Below are 17692 nucleotides of genomic sequence, written 5' to 3'. Positions count from 1 at the left end.
CACCAGGTACAGCAGATCAGCGGGTGAGCCTGCGGGCCCGCACCAGGTGCAGCAGGGTCGTGGTGACCAACGCCCCAGCCAACAACAGGAGCAGCGTGCCTCCCGCGGCCCGCAGCGGATCGGAGCCGATCGTGCTCAGGTGACCCGGTGAGACCCCGCCGCTGGCCAACCAGGTGAGGGCACCGACGACGAGCGCGGCGAACAGGCAGGCGGACCCGGCGATCTGGGCCTTGGCCCACCAGCTGGCCAGTCGGGGGGCCGCAGCGATGGAGCGCCAGCCGACCCAACAGCCAGCGAGCAGCGGCAGGGCGACGACCGCCCAGAGCCAGCCCGGGAGCTGCCCGGGCTCGGGGAGCGCACCGAGGACCGGGATCAGGGGCAGGTCCCCCTCGGTGGAGGAGCCCCACCCGACGGTGACGCTGCCGACGGCCACGTCGGCACCGGAGGTCCACCCGGCCGACCACACCATCATGTTCGGCAGCGCCGCCAACTGCCCGAGGGAGAGGACGCCGGTGCCGACGGTCCCGGCGTCCAGCGCCCCGTAGAGCACCGCGATGCGGTCCCAGCGGAGCACGAACAGCACCAGCACCACGAGCGCGGCACCGACCGCCAGGATCGCCAGGGCGTGGGCGGCCGGGCGCAGACCACGCCGGACCAGCACCGGGGTGTGGTCCTCCACCCAGCGCAGCCCCCGGTCGATCGTCGGTTGCTCCTGGAGCCGGTGCTCGCGCCACAGGCCCAGCAGCACCGCGCTGACCGGCACGATCAGCAACCCGGGGACCGCGCTCGCCACGTGCACCGGGGCCTGCCCGAGCCCGGCCAACAGGCAGAAGACCAGGCCGCTGACCAGGTAGCCGCCGACAAACAGGGACAGCTCCGTGCCGGCCAGGGCCTGCCAGGCCGCCCGGGCCCCGGTGACCTCACGCAGGGCGCCCCTCGTCTCGGGACGGTCCACGAGGACTTGGTTGACGGCATACCGGCAGGTCAACAGCGGGATCAGGGTCAGCAGGAGCGGCGCCAGCACGACGTTCGTGTCCCCCACCAGCACGGTGGCCCGGTGGGCCAGGGCCCACATGTCCACACCGATCCCCATGGTCTGCCAGAGGGTCACCGAGCTCCGGGACTCGGCGAACCAGGCCAACAGCACGGGCACACTGATCACGATGAGAGACAGGAAAGCGGCCAGGGCGCCGGCCACGGCGGCCAGCGCTAGGGTTCGGGCGCGGTCCAGGATCGTGGCCTGGTCGGGGCCCGTGGCGTCGGTGGTGACCCGCGGGGGTCGTTGCAGCAGCGTCATCTCCCTCCCATGCTCACCCGGGCACGCCGTAGGACGGCGGAGGCGCACCGGGGAGCGAGGATTCGCCCCGGTGCGCCTCCGGTGATGAGGGGGTTCAGCCGCCGAGCGACTGCATGATCTCGCGCATCAGCCCGGCGGTCTCCGACGGCGTCTTGCCGACCTTGACGCCAGCGGCCTCGAGGGCCTCCTTCTTCGCCTGGGCAGTGCCGGACGAGCCGGAGACGATCGCGCCGGCGTGACCCATGGTCTTGCCCTCGGGCGCGGTGAAGCCCGCGACGTAGCCGACCACGGGCTTGGTGACGTTCTCCTGGATGTAGGCCGCGGCCCGCTCCTCGGCGTCGCCACCGATCTCGCCGATCATCACGATCGCGTCGGTCTCGGGGTCGTTCTGGAACGCCTCGAGCGCGTCGATGTGGGTGGTGCCGATGATCGGGTCGCCGCCGATGCCGATGGCCGAGGAGAAACCGAAGTCCCGCAGCTCGTACATCATCTGGTAGGTGAGCGTGCCGGACTTGGACACCAGCCCGATCCGCCCCTCACCGGCGATGTCGGCCGGGATGATCCCGGCGTTGGACTTGCCGGGGCTGATCAGACCCGGGCAGTTCGGCCCGATGATCCGGGTGTTCTTGCCCTCCGAGTAGGCGTAGAACTCCGCGGTGTCCTTCACCGCGATGCCCTCCGTGATCACGATCGCCAGGTCGATGTCGGCGTCGATCGCCTCGACCACCGCGGACTTGGCGAAGGCCGGCGGCACGAAGAGGACGGAGACGTCGGCCCCGGTCTCGGCGATCGCGTCGGCGACCGAGCCGAAGACGGGGACGGTGGTGCCACCGTCGAAGTCGACGGACTGGCCGGCCTTGCGCGGGTTCACCCCACCGACGATGTTGGTCCCGGACTTGAGCATCCGCTGGGTGTGCTTCATCCCCTCGGAGCCGGTCATGCCCTGGACGATGACCTTGGAGTCAGCGTTGAGGAAGATTGCCATTGTCGAGTCCTCCCTGGCCTTTCAGTTGGTGGCCGCGGCCAGTTCGGCGGCCCGGCGGGCCGCTCCGTCCATGGTCTCTTCGATGCTCACGAGCGGGTGGTCGTACTCGGCGAGAATCCGGCGCCCCTCCTCGACGTTGTTGCCGTCGAGGCGGACCACCAGGGGCTTGGTGGCCTCGTCGCCCAGCGCCTTGAGGGCACCGACGATGCCGTCCGCCACCGCGTCGCAGGCGGTGATGCCGCCGAAGACGTTCACGAAGACGCTCTTGACCTGCTCGTCCCCCAGGATGATGTGCAGCCCGTTGGCCATCACCTCGGCCGAGGCCCCACCGCCGATGTCGAGGAAGTTGGCCGGCTTGGGCGACCCCGGGAACTCCTCACCGGCGTAGGCGACGACGTCCAGGGTGCTCATCACGAGCCCCGCACCGTTGCCGATGATGCCGACGCTGCCGTCCAACTTGACGTAGTTGAGGTCCTTCTCCTTGGCCGCGGCCTCCAGCGGGTCCGTGGCGTCCTTGTCCTCCAGGGCGGCGTGGTCGGGGTGGCGGAACTCGGCGTTGCCGTCCAGTGTCACCTTCCCGTCCAGCGCGATGATCGCCCCGTCCTCGGTCTTGACCAGCGGGTTGACCTCGACCAGGGTCGCGTCCTCCCCGGCGTAGACATCCCACAGCTGCTGCAGCACGGGGACCAGCGCCGGCTGCTCCTCGGCCGTGAAGCCGGCGGTCTCCAGGATCTCGGCGGCCTTCGCCTCGTCGATCCCGGTGTTGGCGTCCACCGCGACCCGGGCCAGCGCCTCCGGCCGCTCGACGGCCAGCTGCTCGATGTCCATGCCGCCCTCCTTGCTGCACATGGCCAACAGGGAACGGTTGGTCCGGTCCAGGAGGATCGAGAAGTAGTACTCCTCGGCGATGCGGGCACCCTGGGCGATCATCACCCGGTGCACCGTGTGGCCCTTGATGTCCATGCCCAGGATGTCATCCGCCGCCTGGACCGCCTCGTCGGGCGACTTGGCCAGCTTCACACCCCCGGCCTTGCCGCGGCCGCCGGTCTTCACCTGGGCCTTGACGACAACCACTCCGCCGCTCCCGGCCCCGATCTGCTCGGCGGCTGCTGCCGCCTCACCGGCCTCTGTCACCACGGCAGCCGGCAGCACCGGCACTCCGTGGGCCTCGAACATGTCACGCGCTTGGTACTCGAAAAGATCCACGAGTCAGCAATCCCATCAGGTGAGTAGGTGTCGGCAGGTGCCACCCCACGAAAGGTGCATGCGCAGGGTATCGCAGCGGCAGCGGGCCCGTACCCCGGCGCCCGTTCCCCGCTGGCCGCCGGGCGGTCAGGAGCCCCGGGGACACGGGGTCACAGCTTCTCGAGGGGGGCAAACCGCAGCAGCAGCCGCTTCACACCGATCTCCCCGAAGTCGACGTGGGCCATGGTGCGATCGCCCTGGCCCTCCAGCCGGATCACGGTGCCGAGCCCGAAGGCGTCGTGACTCACCCGGTCTCCGGTCGTCACCGACACCGGCTGGCGAGGGGCCGCCGGCCCGGAACCGCGCGGGTTGAGCCGGACCACGCCTGCGCCCCTGCCACCGGAGCCCCGACCACCGGCGGCACCGCCAGCGCGGGGTCCCTGACCCGACCACTGGCCGCCACCCGACCACTGGCTGGCCGCGGCGCTCGGCCGCCCCGCCATGCTGGCGCGGTCGGAGTCGGTGCGCTCCCAGTCGACGAGGTCGTGCGGGACCTCGTCGAGAAATCGTGACGGCGGGTTCCACTGCGGGGTCCCGAAGGCCGCCCGGGTCCCGGCCCTGCTCAGGAAGAGGCGCTCCCGGGCCCGGGTGATCCCGACGTAGGCCAGGCGGCGCTCCTCCTCGAGCTCATCGGGGTCGTCCAGCGACCGCTGGTGCGGGAACGTGCCGTCCTCCATACCGGTGAGGAACACCGTGGGGAACTCCAGCCCCTTGGCCGTATGCAGTGTCATCAGGGTCACCACCCCGGCGTCCTCGTCGCTGCCGTTCGGGATCTCGTCCGCGTCGGCGACGAGCGAGACCTGCTCCAGGAAGTCCACGAGCGACCCGTCCGGGTAGTTGTCGTCGAACTCCCGGGCGACGGCGACCAACTCCTCGAGGTTCTCCACCCGGGTCTCGTCCTGCGGGTCATGACTGGCCCGGAGCTCGGCCAGGTACCCCGAGCGGTCCAGGATGGCCTCGAGCAGCTCGGCAACCCCGGACCCCTCGTCGCCCGCCACGCCCTGCAACCCCTCCAACAGGGTGGTGAACGCCCGGATCGCGCTGACCGACCGGGTGACGATGCCCGGCGCGTCCTCCGGCCGCCCCAGGGCCGCGACGAACGGGATGCGCTCCCGCTCGGCGAGCGCGGCGACGGCGCCCTCCGCCCGGTCCCCGATCCCCCGCTTCGGGACGTTGAGGATGCGTCGCAGGCTGACGTCGTCGACCGGGTTGGCCACCACCTTCAGATAGGCCAGGGCGTCCTTGACCTCCCGGCGCTCGTAGAACCGGGTCCCCCCGACCACCTTGTAGGGCAGCCCCCGCCGGACGAACACCTCCTCCAGCGCACGGGACTGGGCGTTGGTCCGGTAGAACACTGCGACGTCTCCGGGACGGACTCCCTCGGTGTCGCCGAGCTCGTCAATCCGCCCGGCCACAAAGGATGCCTCGTCGTGCTCGTCGTCGGCGACGTACCCCACGATCATCGGACCGTCCCCCGAGTCGGTCCACAGCTGCTTCTCCCGGCGCTTGGGGTTGCGCGAGATCACCGCGTTGGCGGCGCGCAGGATGCGCTGGGTGGAGCGGTAGTTCTGCTCCAGCAGGATAGTCCGGGCCTGCGGGTAGTCCTGCTCGAACTCGACGATGTTGCGGATGCTCGCGCCCCGGAACGCGTAGATCGACTGGTCCGCGTCGCCCACGACGCACAACTCGGCAGGCGGCACCTGCTGCGCCGCCGCGTCGGGGACGTCCTCCCCGGTGCCGACGAGCTCCTTGACCAGGGCGTACTGGGCGTGGTTGGTGTCCTGGTACTCATCCACCAGCACGTGCCGGAAGCGGCGCCGGTAGTGCTCCTTGACCGCCGGGAAGGCCCGCAGGATGTGGACCGTCGTCGCGATGAGGTCGTCGAAGTCCAGCGCGTTGGCCTGGCGCAGCCGCTGCTGGTACATCGTGTAGGCCTGCGCCACCTTCGCCTCGTAGGGGTTGTTGCCCACCCCCGCGGCGAAGGTCTCCTCGTCGATCAGCTCGTTCTTGGCAGCGGACACCTTGGCGGTGAAGGCCCGCGGCGGGTAGCGCTTGGGGTCCAGATCCAGGTCCCGCACCACCATCGCCATGAGCCGCTGGCTGTCGGCGGCGTCATAGATGGAGAAGGTCGACTTCAGGCCCACCGTGGCGGCTTCCCGGCGCAGGATGCGCACGCAGGCGGAGTGGAACGTGGAGACCCACATCGCCTTGGCCCGGGGGCCGACCAGGGTGGCCACCCGCTCCCTCATCTCAGCTGCGGCCTTGTTGGTAAAGGTGATCGCCAGCACCTGCCCGGGCTGGACCCTGCGCTCGGCCAGGAGGTAGGCGATCCGGTGGGTCAGCACGCGAGTCTTGCCCGAGCCCGCACCGGCGACGATGAGCAAGGGTGAGCCGGCGTGCACCACAGCCTCGCGTTGCGGCGCGTTGAGGCCCGTCAACAGCGCCTCGACGTCGACCGCGTGGCGGTCCGCGTCGCTGGGGCGGGCGTCCCCGGTGGCTGCGAAGTCCGGCGCCGGTCCACCGCCGTCGAGTGCCCACAGGGGGACGCCGGCCTCGTCGACCCCACCCGACCCGGCAGGGTCGACGGAGCCCGACCCGGCAGGGCCAACAGGGGCCCGCCCGGCACGGCCGGTGGTGCCCTCGGCACGGTCCACCGGGACCGCGCCGCTGGCCTGGGCAGGGTTCATCGGGGGCAGCGGGACGTCGTCGAAGAGACTGCTCATCGTGTCGACCAGTCTAGGTCGGTGGAAGGAGTGCGCGGCCCTGTCCTCCACCGGCCGCACACGGATTACTCTTGTGCGGTGATCCGACCTGCCCAACCCGCGGACCTGCCCAGGATCCTCGATCTAGTGCGCGAGCTCGCGGCATACGAGAAGGAGCCGGACGCGGTGACGGGCACGCCCGAGTCCTTCACCGCCTGCCTGTGGCCGACCGAGGGATCTCCCACGGCGTGGGCCCATGTCGCAGAGGTGGAGGGCGAGGTCGTCGGCATCGCGGTCTGGTTCCTCACCTTCTCCACCTGGGAGGGGACCAACGGGATGTGGCTGGAGGACCTGTATGTCTCCCCAGACCACCGGGGTCAGGGCCTCGGACGCGGGCTGCTGGCAGCCCTCGCCGCCGTCTGCGTCGAACGCGGCTACCCCCGGATGGAGTGGACCGTGCTGGACTGGAACACTCCGGCGCAGCAGGTCTACCGCCACGTCGGCGCGGAGCCGCTCGATGAGTGGACGACCCAGCGACTGACCGGCGAGGCGCTGCGGCGATTGGGTACCTCCGCATGACCGAGCCCACCGCGCCTGTCGACTACCTCGACGCCTGGACCACCGTCGGGCTCGTCGTGGGCCTGCTCGCCGCCGCGGTGTGCCTGGTCGCCGGGCTGCGTGGCCGCGCCCCCGACCGGCTCACCCTGGGGGCCACCGCAGCCCTGGAGGTGGTGCTCCTGGCCGTCGTCGGCAACTACCTGGTGCGCTCCCTCGGCGGCCAGAACCCGGTGGGTCCGGCCTGGGAGGTCTGGGCCTACCTGGTCACCGTGATCCTGCTGCCGGTGCTCGCGGTGATCTGGGCCCGGGAGGAGCCCACCCGGTGGAGCACGTTCGTCCTGGCGCTGGCCGGGTTCGTCGCCGCGGTCATGGTCGCCCGTGCCGCGCAGGTCTGGTACGGGGTGGGGTTCTGATGGCAGGGTCCCCCAGGACGTCCGGCCCCGGCCGCCTCATCATCGCGGTCTACGTGGTCTTCGTGATCGGCTCGGTCTCCCGCGCTGCCGTGCAGATCTCGACCCGGTGGCACGAGGCGCCGCTGGCCTACGGCCTGTCCGCCCTCGCCGCCGCGGTGTATGTCCTGGCGACGGTCTCGCTGTGCATCTCCGGCGCCCGCGCCTGGTGGGTCAGCCTCGTCGCTATCAGCACCGAGATGGTCGGGGTCCTGGCGGTCGGGCTGTGGAGCGTGCTGGCCCCGGAGAGTTTCCCCGACGACACGGTGTGGAGCGGCTTCGGCCGCGGCTACCTCTACATCCCCCTGGTGCTACCCGTGGCGGGCCTGTGGTGGTTGTGGAAGACCCGCCCCTGGGGCCCGGAACCCACCGGGACCGAGGCCTGAATCGAGGGAGCGGGTCTCTCGCTCGAGGGACCGGGGTCTGACTCCAGCGCCCGACCCCCCGCCCCTAGTTCCAGCCGAACGCGATCGCCGCGTTGACGAGAGTCAGCGCGCCGGCAGCGTGCACCAGCATCGGGCTCGCCGTGGCACCGCGCCGGTGCCGTCCGCCCGAGATCTCTACCAGCGCAGCGACGGCGATCGCCACCACCAGCTTGACCGCGATCTTGGTGTGGTTGAACTCGCTGTCCAGGGCCGCCTCCCCCAGACCCACCAGCACCAGCCCGGTGAGCACCTGGGCCCGGGCGCCCCACAACATCAGCGGCCCCGGGACGACGGGCTCGCCCTTGCGGGTGACGGCGATCACGTAGCCGACGATGAGTGCGAGCAGGCCCACGAAGTGCAGGCCGACGGCGACGTTGTAGACGAACTCCATGCCCTGGAGCGTAGGCGAGGGGCCTGCCCGGGCTACCCGCCGGGGTCGCTGCATCCGATCGGCTACGACCCCTGGGTGTGGTCGGAGACGCCGGTACTCCCGGTGACCTCCGTAGCCGCGGTTAGTTCCGGCGCCTCGGTGACCTCGGTGACAATGATCCGGCGGGCCCACTCCAGGACCGGCACGCGCCCCAGCTCGGCCAGTGGCACCCAGGCCGCGTCGGCGGTGGTGCCCCCCACATCGTGGACGACCGGTGCGGTCGGGTGATCGCAGACCGCCCGGTAGACCAACCGCACCGCGTGGAAGTCCTCGAGGCGTCCCGCGGGAGAGTGCCCTGTCCAGTGGGAGGACACGACCTCCAGGGGTGCGAGCCCAGTGATGTCCTGCCCGGTCTCCTCGTGCACCTCACGCCGGACCCCGTCCAGCGGGTCCTCCCCCGGGTCGAGGCCGCCACCGGGCAGGCCCCACCACCCGTCGCTGCGCGTCCCCGAGAAGGAGGTGAGCAACACGCTCGGGACTCCCGCCACGACGGCCGGCACGACGGCGTAGGCCGCCACCCGCTGGTAGGGCGGCGCCGGCACCCTGTCCACGACCGCAAACTCCAGGACCAACGCATCGGACTCCCGGTGCGCCCCACGGAACGTCGGCTCCATCCCCTGGGCGCGCAGCAACTCGACCGGGTCCTCACCGTGTGCCACCGCCCGCTCCTGCACGACGGCACCGTCGGGGTCAGTCGCGCGCAGCCTCAGCACGCAGCCTCCTCGCCCGCTCGTAGGTCGCCAGGGTCTCCTCGATGACGGCCGGCCAGGCTTGCGGCGGCGGGGTGGCACGGTTGTGGGCGGCGATCCGGTCCAGCGACGGCCGGTCCCGGATCAGCGCCACGGCCCGCTGCACCAGCGACTCGTCGTCGGGGGCCAGGATGCCGGTGACGCCGTCCTCCATGAACTCCTCGACGCCGCTGTCGGCCAGGCCCGCCACGGGCATCCCGGCGGAACGGGCCTCGAGCGCGGCGATCCCGAAGGACTCCAGGCGCGCCGCGGCGATGTAGAGGTGGCTGCGGTGGTAGCTGCTCGCCAGTTCCGGCCGGGTCAGCCGCCCGGGCAGTTGCAGCCACTCCGACCAACCCTGCCTGCGGACCACACCCCGCATCGGGGCAAGCAGCGGCCCCGCACCCGCCACGACAGCGTGCACGTCGACCTCGCCCGCCAACTCCTCCCGGATCCGGTTCATCAGGTGCAGCACCGTGAGGGGTCGCTTGCGCCGGGCCATCCGGATCGCGCAGAAGAGCTGCACGGGGCCCTCGGACGGCGGTGGCCCCGGGGCCACCCAGTCGGCGACCTCGATGCCGTTGTGGAGCACCTGCACCGGAGTGCCTCCCCCGATGGCCGGGGCCACCTGCTCCGCGGCCGCCTGACCCACGGCCGTGGGCACCGCCCCGTCGCGCACCCACCGCCGCCACGGCTCGGCATACCGCAGGAACGGGGCGCTGGCCCCGAACATGCTGTGCCACGTGACCACCGTCGCAGCCCCCATCCGGGTGGCGCGACGGGCCGCCATCGAGGCGAACGGCGCGACGATCCCCAGGTGGACGTGCACGACGTCCGCCTGCGCCATCAGCGCGCTCAGGTCGGCACCGGCCCACGGGTTGATCGGCACGGGGAGCGGGACGGGGGGCAACATCCGGACCACGCCCGTTTCCTCGTGCCCCGGGGTCGCGGTGGCCACCACGACGTCGTGGCCAGCGGCCCGCAGGTGCTCGGCCAGGTCGGCGACCTGGACCTCGATGCCACCGAGCCGCGGAAGATAGCAGTCGGAAACCAGGACGATCCTCACGGGGCCAGCCTGCCACGCCAGGTACCGTGGAGTGGCAGGCAGAGGTCCGTGTGTGAGTCGTCGGGGGAAGGAGGTGGGTGGTGCCGGGCAGCGTCGTGGCGTCACTCGCCCGCACGGGGACGGCTCGGGAGGGCGTACTCTGGCGGCCGTGCTGCCACTGCCCATCGCGGTCCGCCGCCGCGCCCTGGGACGCGAGGACCTTCCCGCCCCTACACCCCGGCGGGCGGCCCGGGACTGCGTGGAGGGGGTCGCGTGAGCATCACGGGTGACGACTTCGAGCCGAAGTTCGGCGTGGGCTGGCGCCAGGTCGTGCAGTCGCTCGTCGGATTCGCCCTGGCCGGGTCGATGCTGGTCTGGGGGCTGCCGCGGGTGGCCGACACCACCTGGCCCGAGATCGGCGCCCAACTGCGCCTGGTCGGGGCGCCGGTCGCCCTGGTCATGCTGGTGCTGATGCTGCTCGGGCTCTACTGCTACACGTTCACCCTGATCGGCTCGCTCCCCGGCCTCACGCACATGCGGGCGCTGATGGTCAACGCGGCGGGGTCGATGGTGAGCAACATCCTGCCCGCCGGAGGGGCCGTGGGCGTGGCCGTGACCTACATGATGTATCGCAGTTGGGAGTTCACCAAGCGCAACATCTCCACCTCCCTGGTGGTGACCGGCGTGTGGAACATCCTGGCCCGTCTGGTGCTGCCGGTGCTGGCCTGCCTGGTGATCCTGATCGGCCCGGTCAACGCCCCGCGGGCGGTCCTCATCGGCACGGGTGTCGCCTCGGCGATCGGCCTGGCGATCCTGGCCGTGTTCATCGCCGCCATCTACTCCGACTCCTTCTCCCACCGGGTGGGTCGGGGCATCGGTCGTCTGGCCCGGCCGTTCTCCCGCCGGGCGCGTCGGGTCCGGGACTTCGACCACCTGATCCAGGACCAGCGGGACCGGATGTCCAACATCGTGGGGGACCACGGAATCCGGATGACCCTCGGCCTGGCTGGCATGTTCGGGTTCTTCTTCGTGCTGTATGTCGTGGCCTGCCACACCGTGGGCGTGGAGTTGCCCTACGTGGAGATGTTCGCGGCCTACGCCTTCCGCCAGGTCCTCACCGTCGTGGCGATCACCCCAGGCGGCCTGGGGATCACCGAGGCGGGGACGGCAGGTGTCCTCGTCGCCTTCGGCGCCTCACCGGCCGCAGCCGCCTCTGCGGCGCTGCTGTATGCCGTGTTCACCCACGTCCTGGCGGTGCCGCTGGGGATCGGGGCGATGCTGCTGTGGTGGTTCGGACCGAACCATCCCACCCGCGTCCAACTGGGCCCGGGAGGCGAGGAGGTCGTCCTCACCGAGTCGCTGCCCGAGCCGAAGCCAACGTCCCGGGACCCACGCGACACCCCGCCCCACCCCACCTCCCCACCGGACGCCTGATCTGGCGGTCCCCAGACCCCACCGGACGCGTGATCTGGCGGTCCTGGCCGGCACCGAACGCGTGATCTGGCGACCGAGAGGTCCGGTCAGCTGTCGAGCAGCCTGGCGACCTGGCGACGGTGTGCCTGGTCGGCGATGGTGTCATCGATCTCACCCGGCACGAACTCGCCAGTGGCACGAGTCGCGGCGATCTCCAGGAGCGCATCGGCGAGCGCGGGGTTGGCCGGCAGGATCGGTCCGTGCAGGTAGCTGCCGATGACATGACCCGACCGGGCGCCCTCGGTGCTGTCCTCGCCGTTGTTGCCCCTGCCGTGGCGGACGCTGCCGAACGGCTGCTGCCCGCCTTCCAGCACCGTCGACCCCGAGTGGTTCTCATAGCCCACGACGGTGCCGAAGTCGGTCTCCAGGACGACCGGTCCGATCATCCGGGTGGCATTGCCCTGGGTGGTGACGTCCAGGATCCCCAGTCCCGGCAGCCGGGCACCGTCCACCGTGATGAAGGCGTTGCCGAAGAGTTGGTACATCCCACAGATCATCAGCATGGGCACGCCGTCGGCGGCCAGCCCGCGCAGGGTGTCGGCGTTGCGGTCCAGGTCGTCCTGCACCCGGACCTGGCCGGAGTCCTGGCCACCCCCGCCGACCAGCAGGTCCACCCGGTCGGGCCAGGGCGCGCCGGGATGGTGGGCGTGGACGACGGGGGTGTATCCGTGCCAGGCCAGGCGGGCGCTCAGGCAGCGGGTGTTGCCGAGGTCGCCGTAGATGCTCATCTCCCGCGGGTACAGGTGCACGACGTGCACCTCGCCCTTGCTCTCGGCCTCCGGCGGCATCGGGACGGGTGGCTGCTCGCTCATGAGGGCGCGTCCTCTCCAAACCGGGCGAGCCCGAACCGGGCGGCGAGGCGGCGCCTCAGGTGCATCATGGCCGTGTAGGTGCAGAAGATCCGAGTGGCCTCCCCCCGGTGCTCTGCCAGGAAGGCCTCCAGTGCGGCGTCCAGGTCGGTCTCCACCCGGTCGGTGTCCACCCCGTCGTAGCGCAGCCGCAGCGCCATGTCCCACCCGCGCACGCCCGAGGTCATCGCCACGCCGGTCTCCCGCAGACTCTCGAACGAGACGTCGTAGAGCCAGGACACGTCCCGGCCGTCGGCGTAGTCGTCGTTGATCGCGATCATGGTGGCCACCGGCTCGTTGCCGTAGGTCCCCAGGGCGACGGTGAACCCGGCGGGGTTCTTCACCAGCACCAGCTCCAGGGGGTGGCCCCCGACGTCGATCACCTCACCGCGCCCGAAGGGCGGGGCGACAGCCTGCAGTGCCCGCACGGCGCTCGCCGCCTCGAACTCCGCCCCCAACAGGGCCCGCACGGTCGTCGTGGCCGCCGTGGCGTTGATCATGGCCGCCAGGCCCCGCTGGCGCAGGGTGACGGGGCCGACGTCCTCTCCGTCGGCGAACCGGACGGCAAAGGCCCGGTCGTCTTCGGGGTGCAGCAGGCCGACCAGGTCGCCCTCCCCGGTCTGGGGGCCGTCGTCGCCGTCAGCGAACCGGACGTCGGCCTCCTGCAACTCCGGGAGCCGGTCGGCGATCGAGGGATCGACGCCGAACCAGGAGACCTCGACCCCCTCGGCGACGTGGTCGACGATGCGGGAGATGAAGGAGTCGTCGACGTTGAGCACGACACCGTGCGTGGTCTGCTCGGCCAGCGTCGTGAGCAGCCGGGCGGTGTGGTCGATCTCGGCGAATCGGTCGAGTTGGTCGCGTGCCACGTTGAGCAACAGCGAGTGGGTGGGCGCCACCTCTGCGGCGAACTTCAGCGCGTGCGCCTCGTCCAGTTCCAGGACGGCACAGTCGACGTCCAGGCGACCGCGCAGCGACACCTCCCCCAACATCGCACTGATCACCCCACGGGTGAAGTTGCTCCCCGTGGGGTTGGTGAACACCCGGACCCCGTGCTCCCGCAGCAGCGCCACCACCATCTTGGTGGTCGTGGTCTTGCCGTTGGTCCCGCTGACCACGACGATCCCGCGGGGCAGCACCGCGAGGGTATGCCGTAGCACCGCCGGGTCGATCCGCTCGGTGACCAGGCCGGGCAGCGCCGACCCCCCGCCCCGCACCCGCGAGGCCAGGCGCGCGGCCTTGCCGGCGACCAGGGCCACGGAAGTCCGGACCCGGGAGCCACGGGTCGGCTGCGCGCTCATCGCCTCACTCCCACTCGATGGTGCCCGGCGGCTTGCTGGTCACGTCGAGGACGACGCGGTTGACCTCCGGCACCTCGTTGGTGATCCGGTTCGAGATGCGGGCCAGCACGTCGTAGGGCACCCGGGTCCAGTCGGCGGTCATCGCGTCCTCGCTGGAGACCGGCCGCAGCACCACCGGGTGGCCGTAGGTGCGGCCGTCACCCTGCACCCCGACGGAGCGCACGTCGGCCAGCAGCACGACGGGGCACTGCCAGATGTCGCGGTCCAGCCCGGCCCGGGTCAGTTCGTCCCGGGCGATCCGGTCGGCCGCCCGCAGCGTCGCCAGCCGGTCCGCGGTGACCTCGCCGACGATCCGGATCCCGAGACCGGGACCGGGGAACGGCTGACGCCACACGATCTCCTCGGGCACGCCGAGCTCCAGCCCGACCTGACGCACCTCGTCCTTGAAGAGGGTGCGCAGCGGCTCGATCAGGGTGAACTGGAGGTCGTCCGGCAGTCCCCCCACGTTGTGGTGGCTCTTGATGTTGGCGGTGCCGCTGCCGCCACCCGACTCGACGACATCCGGGTAGAGGGTGCCCTGGACCAGGAACTCCACCGGGTGGCCGTCGTCATCGGCCGTGCCGACGATGTCACGGGCCGCCTGCTCGAAGACCCGGATGAACTCTCGCCCGATCGCCTTGCGCTTCTCCTCGGGGTCGCTCACCCCGGCGAGGGCGTCGAGGAATCGCTGCTGGGCGTCGACCACCACCAGGTCCACCCCGGTGGCGGCGACGAAGTCCTTCTCCACCTGCTCGGCCTCGCCGTCGCGGAGCAGGCCGTGGTCGACGAATACGCAGGTCAGCTGGTCACCGACAGCGCGGTTCACCAGCGCGGCGGCCACCGCCGAGTCGACGCCCCCGGACAGCCCGCAGATCACGTGGGCGTCGCCGATCGTCTCCCTGGCGGAGGCGACCAGCTCCTCGGCGATGGAGACCCGCGTCCAGGTCGGCTCGATCCCGGCGCCGCGGAGCAGGAAGTTCTCGATCACTCGCTGCCCGAAGGCCGAGTGCAGCACCTCCGGGTGCCACTGCACGCCGTAGAGGCGGCGCTCGTCGTCCTCGAAGGCCGCGACCTCGGCGCCCGGCGTGGTCGCGGTGACCTGCATCCCCTGCGGAGCGGTCGAGACCGAGTCACCGTGCGACATCCACACGGTCTGCTCGCCGGGCTGCCCGTCGAACAGGGTGCTGTCGGTGTCGCTGATGCGCGCCTTGGTCTCGCCGTACTCCCGCATCCCGGTCTGGGCGACCTCACCACCCAGTCCCCGCGCCATCGCCTGGAAGCCGTAGCAGATGCCCAACACGGGCACCCCCGCGCCGAACAGGGCCGGGTCGACCGCCGGCGCGCGGTCGGCATACACCGAGGAGGGCCCCCCGGAGAGGATCAGGGCGGCCGGGTCACGGGCCAGGATCTGCTCGACCGGGGTGTCGTGCGGGACGATCTCGCTGTAGACGTCGGCCTCGCGGACCCGTCGGGCGATCAGTTGGGCATACTGCGCGCCGAAGTCGAGGACGAGTACCGGGCGCTCGTGGAGGGCGTCTGTCACCGCTACAGGCTACCGGCGGTCGGCCGAGGATCCGCGCCGCGCCGCCAACTGCGCCTGGGCATCCCGGCTCACCCGCTGCTCGACGTAGAAGGACAGGAAGGGCACCACCCCCGCGAGCATGACCCCCACGATGCGGCCCATCCCCCAGCGCAGCTCGAACCCGAGCAGCATCACCGCCACGAGGTAGACCATGTAGAGGAACCCGTGCGGCATCGCCCACCAGTCGAGCAGGTGGTTGTCGAACCCGTAGCGCAGCACCATGTGCAGGGTCAGGATCAGCAGGGCGACGCCCACGATGAACGCCATCACCCGGAAGAACGTGAGTTTTGCCTGGTCAGACATGCTGGGTGGGGGTCCTCTCCGCAGGGGTGTCACCGGGGTCCTCCGACCCCGTCACTGTATGCCGTGTGGTCGGCTCGTCCGGCACCGTGGCGGCGGCCTCGGCCCGGTCCAGTTCGTGGTCGTCCCTGACGAAGCGGACGAACATGAAGATGGCGAAGGCTGCGAACACCCACCACTGCAGGGCGTAGCCCAGGTTGCGCCAGTCCGTCTCCCCGCCGAACGTCGGGGGCGGCACGGGCTGGACCTGGTCACCGCTCACCGCAGGCTCCTCAGCCGTGCCGAAGAGGAAGGCGTTGTAGAGCTCGCCCGGCCACGCATTGGCGAGGGCGGACAGGTCCACGCTGTCCATCTGGCCCTCCGGCAGATCCGTGCGGGTCTGCGGTGCCTCGCCCGGGGCGAGGGTGCCGGTGAGGGTCAGCTCGGTGCGCTCGGGCCGGTCGACGTCGTCGGGGTCGGTGATGAATCCGCGCACCACCGGCAGCGAGGCCCCGGTGTCGGTGACCACGAGCGGGGCCACCACCCAGTAGCCGTCGACGCCGTCCAGGACCCTGTCGGGGACGAGGAACTGGCGCTCGGCGTCGAAACTGCCCAGGGTGGTCACCGGGCGGCCGGCACCGTCGTCGGGGAAGCGCTGATGGGGTGTCATCACCTCGGACAAAGGGGCGACCGGCCGTGCCAACTGCTCCTCGCGGGCCTGCTCCACCGCTGCCGACTGGGCGACCGACAACTGCCACATGCCGAGGCGGGCGAAGGTCACCACGACCACGACTAGCACCCCGAGCAGCAGCAGCCACCGAGGTTTCACAAGGGTGCGCCACACCCCTGCAGGGTAGGCGATCAGTCTGCGGCGGACCCTGCCTGGTCGTCGAAGACGTAGATGCTGCCGCCGTAGCAGGCGACCCAGACCTGGTGGGTCGCCGCGTCGTAGGTGATGCCGATCGGGTTGGCGTCGGTGGGCTCCTTCTGGAGCACCTCCATGTCCTCGGTGGAGATCTTGGCGACGGACGGCTCGTAGTAATTCACCACGTAGAGCGCGCTGCCGTCCGGGGAGATGCTCATGCTCCGGGGCTCGGCCCCGGAGACGACCTCGTCGACGATCTCCTCGGTCTCGGTGTCGATCTTGTAGATCGTGTTCGCCCCGCTGACCGCCATGTAGAGGTACTTGCCGTCCGGGGAGAGGTTGAGGTGCCGGGGTTTGCGGCCGGTGTCCATCAGGAGCTCGGAGGTGCCCTCCTGCAGGTCCACCTTGAACAGCTTGTCGGCATACATCGCCGCGACGTAGGCGGTGCGGTTGTCCGGGAGCACCTCGATGCCCCGGGGCGCCGCGGCGATCGGGATGACCGTCTCCTCCTGCGCGCTCTCCCGGTCGACGACCGACACGGTGGAGTCGCACCAGTTGCTGACCAGGACCTTCTTCTGGTCGGGGGTGATGTCGACGTACTTGGGGACCGCCCCGACCCGGATCACCTGGTCCCAGGCCATCTCCGCGGCGTTGAAACGGTAGAGGTAGGAGGCTCCGACCCCGCTCTCGGGGCTGCAGTCGTCGAAGCCCTCCCGGCCGAAGTTCTGGCCGTACATCGTGTACTGCGAGACGTAGGCGTACTGCCCGTCGTCGGTCCAGGCGGCCTCCACGGGCGACCCTCGTGACTCCCCCGGGTGGTCCTCGATGCCGAAGTCCTCCATCACGACCGTGTCGGACAGCGTCTCCAGCAACTCGTGGCTGGTCGAGTCGTAGACGGTCATGGTGTGGCTGTACATCATGTTGTTGGCGATCACCAGCCCGTCGCCGGAGGCCACCACCGACTTGGGGGTGATGCCACCGGTGAGGTAGTCGATCCGCTCCATGGACGACTCCGCCGAGGGCAGCGCCTGCTCGGCCGTCTCGCTCCCGGTGCCATCCGCACTGTCGTCCCCGGAGCCCTCGTCCCCGGCGTCGTCGTCCTCGCCCGTCGTGGAGTCCTCGTCCCCGTCCCCGGTGCCGTCCGGCCCGCCGGACGCGGTCGCGTCGTCGCCGTCGCCGAGCACTCCGCCGGAGCCGAGCAGTCCCCCGCCCTCGGTCTGCTCGGCCGCGGCCTCGGTGTCGCGTGCGGCGTCGTCCTCACCCCCGAGACAGGCCGTCAGCGAGATCCCGGCCACGAGCAGCGCCACCGCGCCACCGGCCACCCTGCGACGGCGCCGAAAGACGCTCTCCTGGCGAATCTGCATACCCGGTATGCCCCTTTCCTCGGTCCCAGGGTAAGGGGCAGGGGGCCAGATGACGGCCGAACGCGCCGGGGAGCGCC

Annotated in this window: 17 protein-coding genes; 4 read left to right on the top strand and 13 right to left on the bottom strand. The window is 71.0% G+C overall.

Going from position 1 to position 17692, the window contains the following annotated elements:
• Positions 1-16: 16 nt before the first annotated feature.
• The 4 genes from AC1QRC_RS07430 to pcrA all read right to left on the bottom strand — a co-directional run bounded on the left by AC1QRC_RS07430 (position 17) and on the right by pcrA (position 6250).
• Positions 17-1297 (bottom strand): cell division protein PerM, encoded by a 1281-nt coding sequence (locus AC1QRC_RS07430; RefSeq protein ID WP_484206138.1) that lies wholly within the window; start codon positions 1295-1297, stop codon positions 17-19.
• Between the two features lie 94 nt (positions 1298-1391).
• The gene (sucD, locus tag AC1QRC_RS07425) at positions 1392-2282 is read right to left on the bottom strand and encodes a succinate--CoA ligase subunit alpha (RefSeq protein WP_484206137.1); all 891 of its coding nucleotides are present in this window, start codon (positions 2280-2282) and stop codon (positions 1392-1394) included.
• 21 nt (positions 2283-2303) lie between these two features.
• The gene (sucC, locus tag AC1QRC_RS07420) at positions 2304-3488 is read right to left on the bottom strand and encodes an ADP-forming succinate--CoA ligase subunit beta (RefSeq protein ID WP_484206136.1); all 1185 of its coding nucleotides are present in this window, start codon (positions 3486-3488) and stop codon (positions 2304-2306) included.
• A gap of 149 nt (positions 3489-3637) precedes the next feature.
• A complete protein-coding gene (pcrA, locus tag AC1QRC_RS07415) occupies positions 3638-6250 on the bottom strand; it encodes a DNA helicase PcrA (protein WP_484206135.1) in 2613 nt (870 codons plus the stop codon).
• Between the two features lie 78 nt (positions 6251-6328).
• Between pcrA and AC1QRC_RS07410 the strand changes: the two genes are divergently transcribed.
• From AC1QRC_RS07410 to AC1QRC_RS07400, 3 genes are read left to right on the top strand one after another with little or no spacing between them, the layout of a single operon-like run.
• The gene (locus tag AC1QRC_RS07410; protein WP_484206134.1) at positions 6329-6808 is read left to right on the top strand and encodes an N-acetyltransferase family protein; all 480 of its coding nucleotides are present in this window, start codon (positions 6329-6331) and stop codon (positions 6806-6808) included.
• Positions 6805-7200, top strand: a complete 396-nt coding sequence (locus tag AC1QRC_RS07405; RefSeq protein ID WP_484206133.1) for a hypothetical protein — start codon at positions 6805-6807, stop codon at positions 7198-7200. The genes AC1QRC_RS07410 and AC1QRC_RS07405 overlap by 4 nt, the downstream gene beginning before the upstream one ends.
• A complete protein-coding gene (locus tag AC1QRC_RS07400) occupies positions 7200-7622 on the top strand; it encodes a hypothetical protein (protein WP_484206132.1) in 423 nt (140 codons plus the stop codon). Before AC1QRC_RS07405 ends, AC1QRC_RS07400 begins: the two co-directional genes overlap by 1 nt.
• 64 nt (positions 7623-7686) lie before the next feature.
• Here the strand turns inward: AC1QRC_RS07400 and AC1QRC_RS07395 are convergent, their stop codons facing one another.
• From AC1QRC_RS07395 to AC1QRC_RS07385, 3 genes are all read right to left on the bottom strand, one after another.
• Positions 7687-8052, bottom strand: a complete 366-nt coding sequence (locus tag AC1QRC_RS07395; RefSeq protein WP_484206131.1) for a hypothetical protein — start codon at positions 8050-8052, stop codon at positions 7687-7689.
• Positions 8053-8114: 62 nt separating this feature from the next.
• Positions 8115-8804 (bottom strand): NUDIX hydrolase, encoded by a 690-nt coding sequence (locus tag AC1QRC_RS07390; RefSeq protein ID WP_484206130.1) that lies wholly within the window; start codon positions 8802-8804, stop codon positions 8115-8117.
• A complete protein-coding gene (locus AC1QRC_RS07385; RefSeq protein WP_484206129.1) occupies positions 8782-9885 on the bottom strand; it encodes a glycosyltransferase family 4 protein in 1104 nt (367 codons plus the stop codon). Before AC1QRC_RS07385 ends, AC1QRC_RS07390 begins: the two co-directional genes overlap by 23 nt.
• 252 nt (positions 9886-10137) lie before the next feature.
• Between AC1QRC_RS07385 and AC1QRC_RS07380 the strand changes: the two genes are divergently transcribed.
• The gene (locus AC1QRC_RS07380; RefSeq protein WP_484206128.1) at positions 10138-11298 is read left to right on the top strand and encodes a lysylphosphatidylglycerol synthase transmembrane domain-containing protein; all 1161 of its coding nucleotides are present in this window, start codon (positions 10138-10140) and stop codon (positions 11296-11298) included.
• Positions 11299-11384: 86 nt separating this feature from the next.
• On the opposite strand, the gene AC1QRC_RS07375 is transcribed toward AC1QRC_RS07380, so the two are convergent.
• Genes AC1QRC_RS07375 through AC1QRC_RS07350 form a run of 6 tightly spaced genes read right to left on the bottom strand, consistent with a single transcriptional unit; the run spans position 11385 to position 17615 of the window.
• Complete coding sequence (locus tag AC1QRC_RS07375) at positions 11385-12149, bottom strand: type 1 glutamine amidotransferase (RefSeq protein WP_484206127.1); 765 nt, start codon at positions 12147-12149, stop codon at positions 11385-11387.
• Positions 12146-13486, bottom strand: a complete 1341-nt coding sequence (locus tag AC1QRC_RS07370; protein ID WP_484206126.1) for a DUF1727 domain-containing protein — start codon at positions 13484-13486, stop codon at positions 12146-12148. Before AC1QRC_RS07370 ends, AC1QRC_RS07375 begins: the two co-directional genes overlap by 4 nt.
• 4 nt (positions 13487-13490) lie before the next feature.
• Positions 13491-15068, bottom strand: coding sequence for a glutamine-hydrolyzing GMP synthase (gene guaA, locus AC1QRC_RS07365; RefSeq protein ID WP_484206125.1), 1578 nt, complete (start codon positions 15066-15068; stop codon positions 13491-13493).
• A gap of 9 nt (positions 15069-15077) precedes the next feature.
• The gene (locus AC1QRC_RS07360; RefSeq protein ID WP_484206124.1) at positions 15078-15410 is read right to left on the bottom strand and encodes a DUF3817 domain-containing protein; all 333 of its coding nucleotides are present in this window, start codon (positions 15408-15410) and stop codon (positions 15078-15080) included.
• Positions 15403-16230, bottom strand: coding sequence for an SURF1 family protein (locus tag AC1QRC_RS07355; RefSeq protein ID WP_484206123.1), 828 nt, complete (start codon positions 16228-16230; stop codon positions 15403-15405). Before AC1QRC_RS07355 ends, AC1QRC_RS07360 begins: the two co-directional genes overlap by 8 nt.
• A gap of 17 nt (positions 16231-16247) precedes the next feature.
• A complete protein-coding gene (locus AC1QRC_RS07350; RefSeq protein WP_484206122.1) occupies positions 16248-17615 on the bottom strand; it encodes a YncE family protein in 1368 nt (455 codons plus the stop codon).
• Between the last annotated feature and the right edge of the window lie 77 nt (positions 17616-17692).

The sequence above is a fragment of the Ornithinicoccus sp. genome (assembly GCF_057176825.1).
The sequence above is the reverse complement of the archived record's forward strand: the minus strand, read 5'-3'. Positions and strand labels throughout refer to the sequence as shown.

Excerpts from the sequence above, each read along its gene's own strand:
- AC1QRC_RS07430 (WP_484206138.1), bottom strand. The coding sequence starts at position 1,297 with ATGACGCTGCTGCAACGACCCCCGCGGGTCACCACCGACGCCACGGGC.
- sucD (WP_484206137.1), bottom strand. The coding sequence starts at position 2,282 with ATGGCAATCTTCCTCAACGCTGACTCCAAGGTCATCGTCCAGGGCATG.
- pcrA (WP_484206135.1), bottom strand. The coding sequence starts at position 6,250 with ATGAGCAGTCTCTTCGACGACGTCCCGCTGCCCCCGATGAACCCTGCC.
- AC1QRC_RS07405 (WP_484206133.1), top strand. The coding sequence starts at position 6,805 with ATGACCGAGCCCACCGCGCCTGTCGACTACCTCGACGCCTGGACCACC.
- AC1QRC_RS07400 (WP_484206132.1), top strand. The coding sequence starts at position 7,200 with ATGGCAGGGTCCCCCAGGACGTCCGGCCCCGGCCGCCTCATCATCGCG.
- AC1QRC_RS07395 (WP_484206131.1), bottom strand. The coding sequence starts at position 8,052 with ATGGAGTTCGTCTACAACGTCGCCGTCGGCCTGCACTTCGTGGGCCTG.
- AC1QRC_RS07375 (WP_484206127.1), bottom strand. The coding sequence starts at position 12,149 with ATGAGCGAGCAGCCACCCGTCCCGATGCCGCCGGAGGCCGAGAGCAAG.
- AC1QRC_RS07370 (WP_484206126.1), bottom strand. The coding sequence starts at position 13,486 with ATGAGCGCGCAGCCGACCCGTGGCTCCCGGGTCCGGACTTCCGTGGCC.
- AC1QRC_RS07360 (WP_484206124.1), bottom strand. The coding sequence starts at position 15,410 with ATGTCTGACCAGGCAAAACTCACGTTCTTCCGGGTGATGGCGTTCATC.
- AC1QRC_RS07350 (WP_484206122.1), bottom strand. The coding sequence starts at position 17,615 with ATGCAGATTCGCCAGGAGAGCGTCTTTCGGCGCCGTCGCAGGGTGGCC.